The sequence below is a fragment of the Shinella sp. SUS2 genome, assembly GCF_001262505.1.
Lineage (GTDB): Bacteria > Pseudomonadota > Alphaproteobacteria > Rhizobiales > Rhizobiaceae > Shinella.
In genome coordinates this window covers 1-5,688 of the sequence record NZ_KQ410794.1, presented here as the reverse complement: position 1 = coordinate 5,688, position 5,688 = coordinate 1, and the positions used below count along the sequence as shown (strand labels likewise).

Annotated in this window: 7 protein-coding genes; 3 read left to right on the top strand and 4 right to left on the bottom strand. The window is 58.2% G+C overall.

The features are described 5' to 3' along the window. Positions 1 to 274: hypothetical protein (locus AKG11_RS34995; RefSeq protein WP_210168698.1), on the top strand; the 274-nt coding region annotated here is incomplete at its 5' end. 289 nt (positions 275 to 563) lie between these two features. On the opposite strand, the gene AKG11_RS32935 is transcribed toward AKG11_RS34995, so the two are convergent. The 4 genes from AKG11_RS32935 to AKG11_RS32920 form a co-directional block, all read right to left on the bottom strand. Continuing rightward, positions 564 to 1,409 (bottom strand): universal stress protein, encoded by an 846-nt coding sequence (locus AKG11_RS32935; protein WP_050747068.1) that lies wholly within the window; start codon positions 1,407 to 1,409, stop codon positions 564 to 566. Between the two features lie 174 nt (positions 1,410 to 1,583). Beyond that, positions 1,584 to 1,823, bottom strand: a complete 240-nt coding sequence (locus AKG11_RS32930) for a YdcH family protein (protein WP_050747067.1) — start codon at positions 1,821 to 1,823, stop codon at positions 1,584 to 1,586. 95 nt (positions 1,824 to 1,918) lie between these two features. After that, positions 1,919 to 3,172 carry an MgtC/SapB family protein gene (locus AKG11_RS32925; RefSeq protein ID WP_050747066.1) on the bottom strand — a complete coding sequence of 418 codons (1,254 nt, stop codon included), beginning with the start codon at positions 3,170 to 3,172 and terminating at the stop codon, positions 1,919 to 1,921. Positions 3,173 to 3,376: 204 nt separating this feature from the next. Then, positions 3,377 to 3,823 (bottom strand): universal stress protein, encoded by a 447-nt coding sequence (locus AKG11_RS32920; protein WP_050747065.1) that lies wholly within the window; start codon positions 3,821 to 3,823, stop codon positions 3,377 to 3,379. Positions 3,824 to 4,223: 400 nt separating this feature from the next. On the opposite strand from AKG11_RS32920, the gene AKG11_RS32915 reads away from it, so the two are divergent. Both AKG11_RS32915 and AKG11_RS32910 read left to right on the top strand, forming a co-directional pair. After that, entirely contained in the window at positions 4,224 to 5,369 is a 1,146-nt protein-coding gene (locus tag AKG11_RS32915; RefSeq protein ID WP_082342969.1) for a zinc-dependent alcohol dehydrogenase family protein, read from the top strand. 47 nt (positions 5,370 to 5,416) lie between these two features. After that, on the top strand, positions 5,417 to 5,688 hold a 272-nt coding region (locus AKG11_RS32910; protein WP_050746528.1), incomplete at its 3' end, for an IS3 family transposase.

The following is a 5,688-nucleotide window of genomic DNA, read 5'->3' as shown; positions in this document are numbered from 1 at the left end:
CAGATCAACCCGCAAACCGAGCCGGAAACTCCGCTCTTCCAAAGCCCGAAAAGTCTCAGTTCATTTGACGACGGACAAGGCAGCAAAATTAACAGGCTTTACCGTAAGAAATTACATGGGAGTTAAGAGTGTCGCCGTCCTCCAGTGGGAAAAAGGCAAATCTGGCGGCAGCATTCACATCGAACTAACCGCCGATCAATGCCTCGATTTGAGTGTACGTCTTCTGGATCAAGCCAGAATATTGATGCTTGAGCGGCCGACAAGTGAACAGTGACATGTCCTTGAGCAGTGCCTCATCGAACAGAATCGCCGCGGAGTACCCGACCGCCTGCGCAGGTCCCGAGCACCATACCAGCATAGGTAGATGCTCGGCAAATCGGTGCTGAGCGGCACTTTTAAAAAAAGGCACGCGTGGCGCCTTCTCGCTGTCATCATGCACCCCATGCTGCGCGACGGCACTTTGTTCGAAGCATAGGATGAGATAGATTTGATTGCCAGCGGGGAAGCCGGAAAGCTCTACAAATTACAGATCTACCGCCTGACCGCCCTGAGCTTGCGATCAGTTATCGGGAAAGCAGGATTGGGGTCTCAGAACTGGAAAGCAGTGTTTTTGTCGCACTTCCAAAAACGAACTCGCTGACCTTCGGCTGGCCGTAGGCACCCATGACGATCAGTTCGGCGCCGATTTCCCTGGCCCGGTTCACCATCAGTCGACCGGCATCACCTCCTTCGAGGCGATCGAGAGTGACGGGCACGCCGTGGCGAGCGAGGTGCAGAGCGATATCCGCACCGGGTTCCTGCCCAAGGAGATGCAAAATCTTTTGCTCGGGTACGACTACCAGATGCACGGCTTTGGCGCGGGACAGAAACGGCATGGCATCAGCAATCGCCCGGGCAGCTTCCCGGCTCGCGTTCCAACCGACCACGATTTTCTCCGGAAGCCGGTAGGCTTGCCAACCGGCTGGGAGAAGGAGCGTCGGACGACCGGAGGCGAAGATCACGTCACCCGAAAGGTCCAGGACACCGGTTCTGCGCTCTGGATGCCGGCCAACGCCGAGGACCGAAAGCGACGTATGACGGGCGTGCAACATCAACGCCTCGCCCGCTTCGCCTTCACAGATACGCAGTTCGCAGGTGATGCCGAACTCTTCGTTGGTGCGGGCGATGAGATTGCGTACGGCCTCTTCGCTTTTTACCTTCCACGCGTTGCGAGCCGCCATAAAGTCGCGGATTGCGGCCCCGCGGACATAGCCGGCATGGAGGTCTAGCGCGATGTCCTCAGGCGAAAAGGCGACCACGAGATGAGCGTTCCACAACTGCGCAAGCATTGCGCCATAAGATAGCCTGTCGCGATGTCCGTCGCTGTCCATGGCATCGAGGTACACGGTCAAATCTTTCGGCTCAAACATTTCGAATGCTCCTTCCTTCTCTCGATGCTGTCGAGCAGAAGACGATGCGTGTCACGATTCCTTCGCTGTGCAAGTGCTAGACGGATATCGCAAGAGGTCTTTTCAAATATGGTGGACACGGCACTGCCCAGAAGCATCTGGACAATGCGCGATTTGCCATGGGTTCAGTAGGAGTCAGGCGTCTTTCAGCGCCCCGGCGATCCGGTCCTTGATCGCAAGACGCTGCTTGCGAAGCTCCGTCTCGTGATTTTCGCCCACGGGCGCGACGCTCGTTTCAGCGAGATGGATCCGATCATTTACCTCATCATATTCCTGCAGCAGGCTGGCGAATGCCGGGTCCGCTGCCTTCAAGGCGTGGATCTGGTTGAGCTGGCCGGGAAACTCTTCGCCAAGAGTATGAGGTGTGTTCGACATGTATTTCTCCATCATTGATTGCACTGGCAGAATACCGGGTGTCCGCGCGCAAACCTTGATCTCGGTCAATTGCAGACGTGAAGATGGCAGGCCTCTCACAGGGGCGCAAAAATGAAAAACACAAATCCGCTGGCTGCGATCGATAGCAAGGTAACAAGAAGCAAAGGAACCCAGAAGCGTATGGGGCTCCAGGCAATAGCGAGGACGACGCGGAAAAGCGCGTTCGACATAATGGCAGCCAGAACCGCCTGGCCTACGATCTCTACCGTGGCGGCTGAACCTACAAGGCGCAGTGCGCCCAGTACCGCGACATCGACATCGACCGCTCCCGAAACCGCAGCTGCTACAACGATCCCCTGCGCGCCGCTGTAATGCGCAAGTGCGGCATTCCCGGTCGCGGCGACAGCAAACAGGAGCGCGAACAACAGGAGCGGGCCAATCTCGAACGGACTTCTTATCGTCGAAGCGATACCACCGGCCCGGTGGCTTCGTATCAGCGGAAGCGCACCGCAAAGGCTGAAGACAAGCATGGCAGTAAAAGCCGCGGGGCCGATCATGAGGAACAGCTGCGGCTTGATCAGGCCGATGACGACGCAGACGCGACCAATAGAGACTGTTGCAGCAAGGGTCGCCGCTCCGGCCAGAGGATATGGCGACCCTCCAAGACTCGCGTCCCGCCCGAGCGCAAGCGTAACGGAAGTGGATGAAACGAGCGCGCCACTCACGGCACTTACGATCAGCCCGCGTGTCGCTCCAAGCAGGCGCACCGCGATATAGCCGAGATAGGAAATCGTCGCGGTCAGAACGGTGAAGAACCAGACCTCGTGCGGGTTCAGCCCGCCCCATGGGTCAATGGCGCGATTTGGCAGAACCGGAAGGATAATCGCCGTCATCACCGCAAGAGTAAGGGCCGACCGCACTTCCTCCCAGGTCAGCCGCTTCAGAAGTTCATGCAGGACCTCGCGACTTGCCAGGAGAGCGGCAAGTGCAGCCCCACCCCCGGCTGCAGCCTGTACCTCGCCTGCCACGGCCAGAGCACCCAAAGCAAAGACACAGAGGGCGGCGGCGACGCTAGTGACGCTGAAATCCTCATCGTGCGCCGCCTCTCGCGCTTTATAAAACGCGAAGACCGCTGCAAAACCGAGAAATCCGGCGACCATAAGGGAGGCATCTCCCATAGACTGGGAAAGCGCCGAGAAAACACCTCCAAGGAGACCTGAAATGCCGTAAGTGCGGATGCCTGCCGTCCGGCTGCGCGCCGGCTCACCACGCTCACGCCATCCGCGTTCCAAGCCGACCAGCAACCCTATCGCCAACGCAAGACCTAGTCGGGCAAGTGTTGTCTCCATGTCATGCGCCGAGCGCCGGACGAGGCCAATGCGCGCTGCATCCCCGTGCCAGCCGAACTGAGGCTCGTTGAATCCTGTCTATGGAATTCACTCCCTATGAACCTTGCCATCGGCCCAAAGCCGTTCTCATTCGTTCCACTCAAATTGCGCAGTTTTCAACCTGCATTTCCGATGACGGTCCGACATCATGCGGCGCGAGACGGCTCACCGCACGACAAGCACGGGTACCGGGCTATGGGTGAGCACACTGTTGGTCTGGCTGCCCAGCAGCAGGCGGCCAACGCCTCGACGGCCATGGGACGACATGACAATCAAGCTGCAACCGCGGGCGACGGCCGCTTCCAAAATTGCATCTGCGGGATTCGCGTTCTCAACGTGGAGCAGGTCTGCCGAAACACCGATCTTATCCGCGGCTTCCTGCACCCGCTTCAACTGCTGATCCGCGAATTCCTTTTGTGCCGCGTCGTAACTCTCCACATCCATTGGCAAGCCAACCCATCCGACGCCGCCACTCACATAGTACGGGAAGCGTTCGGTAACGATGATAATCGTCACCTTCGCCTGCAATGCCTTTGCGAGCGAGAGGGCATGATTGACGCCTTTTTGAGCGACATCCGATCCATCGGTCGGGACGAGGATATGATTATACAATGTAGTTCCCCTTAAAACTGCTCTGCGTGATGGGGTTGGAGCGTTTCGATCCGACGCAGAAAGAACATTTCCCCACAGTAATGATCCCCTCCGTCAACATGTTGATCTACGTCAAGAAATGCACTCTCGCATCGAATTTATGCTGAAGATCTCCGAGGCACCGACTCGTCATTCGTTGCCACGACAACCAATCCGCGGGCGCGCGTCATTCGGCGCGGATCGAGCTTTTGCATTTTTTCATGCCGCTTTTCTCAAGTGGCAACGCTCGCACCTTCCACAACAACGAATAACATTTCCCGCAGCAGCCACGCTTTTGACACGCGTCAAAGCGTGGCTGCTGCGGGAATGCATAATCGAGTTGATCCACAACTGATCGCGAATTATTCGAAGGAGAGATGCGATGAAGGCTCTTGTCTACGAAGGTCCAGGGCGGAAATCCCTCATAGACCGGCCGATGCCCACGATTGTCTCGCCGACCGACGCCATCGTGAAGGTCACGCGGACCACAATCTGTGGAACCGACCTGCACATCCTCAAGGGCGACGTGCCGACCTGCATACCTGGTCGCATCCTCGGCCATGAGGGCGTAGGCATCGTCGAGGAGACGGGTGCCGGGGTTACCCAGTTCGCCAAGGGCGACCGCGTCCTGATCTCCTGCATCTCCTCCTGCGGCAAGTGCGAATATTGCCGGCGCGGCATGTACTCACACTGCACGAGCGGTGGCTGGATCCTCGGCAACACAATTGACGGCACCCAGGCAGAATATGTCCGTATCCCCCACGCTGACACCAGCCTATATCCGATACCGCAAGATGCCGACGAAGAGGCATTCGTCATGCTGAGCGATATTCTCCCTACTGGCTTCGAATGCGGCGTTCTGAACGGTAAGGTGCAGCCGGGCAGCACCGTCGCCATCGTCGGCTCGGGGCCGATCGGACTGGCGGCGTTGCTGACGGCGCAGTTTCACTCCCCGGCCGAAATCATCATGATCGACCTCGATGAGAACCGGCTGGCGGTCGCCAAGCGCTTCGGCGCGACGCATACGGTCTCAGCGCGCGGCGAGGATGCCGTGCGGCAGGTGCTGGCGCTGACCGGCGGCAAGGGTGTTGACACCGCGATCGAGGCGGTGGGCATTCCGACCACCTTCGAGCTTTGCCAGGAGATCGTCGCTCCCGGCGGCGTCATCGCCAACATCGGGGTGCATGGCGTCAAGGTCAATCTACACTTGGAAAACCTGTGGTCACAGAATATCGCCATTACCACTCGGCTGGTAGATACAGTCACAACGCCGATGCTCCTGAAGACCGTGCAGTCGGGCAAGATCGACCCGAAGAAACTCATAACGCATCGTTTTGGCCTGGAGCGGATCATCGATGCCTACGAGACCTTCTCTTCTGCTGCTGACACGCAGGCACTCAAGGTGATCATCCAGACTGCTGCTGCAGGAGCGCTTTCAGAACAGGTAACGGACAAGCAGGAAAGTTCGCACGCGACTACGACAAACTGTCCCGGATCAGCGCCCTTGAGACAGAACTGGTTTAGTTGAGAAGAGAGGATTTTCGGCTCATCGTAGCTCTATCAAAGGAAGCGAAGATGAGACAGAAATCCGGGCCGCAGTCGTCAGCGGCTGAGAAGACGATCAAGGACATCCGCCGCGCCACGCGCAAGCACCACTCAGCCGAGGACAAAATCCGCATTGTGCTGGACGGCTTGCGTGGTGAAGATAGCATCGCCGCGATCTGCCGCCGTGAGGGGATCGCGGAGAGCTTGTATTATAGCTGGTCGAAGGAATTCCTCGAGGCGGGCAAGAAACGTCTTGCGGGCGATACCGCCCGTTCGGCGACCAGTGACGAAGTGAAGGCACT

Excerpts from the sequence above, each read along its gene's own strand:
- AKG11_RS32935 (WP_050747068.1), bottom strand. The coding sequence starts at position 1,409 with ATGTTTGAGCCGAAAGATTTGACCGTGTACCTCGATGCCATGGACAGC.
- AKG11_RS32930 (WP_050747067.1), bottom strand. The coding sequence starts at position 1,823 with ATGTCGAACACACCTCATACTCTTGGCGAAGAGTTTCCCGGCCAGCTC.
- AKG11_RS32925 (WP_050747066.1), bottom strand. The coding sequence starts at position 3,172 with ATGGAGACAACACTTGCCCGACTAGGTCTTGCGTTGGCGATAGGGTTG.
- AKG11_RS32915 (WP_082342969.1), top strand. The coding sequence starts at position 4,224 with ATGAAGGCTCTTGTCTACGAAGGTCCAGGGCGGAAATCCCTCATAGAC.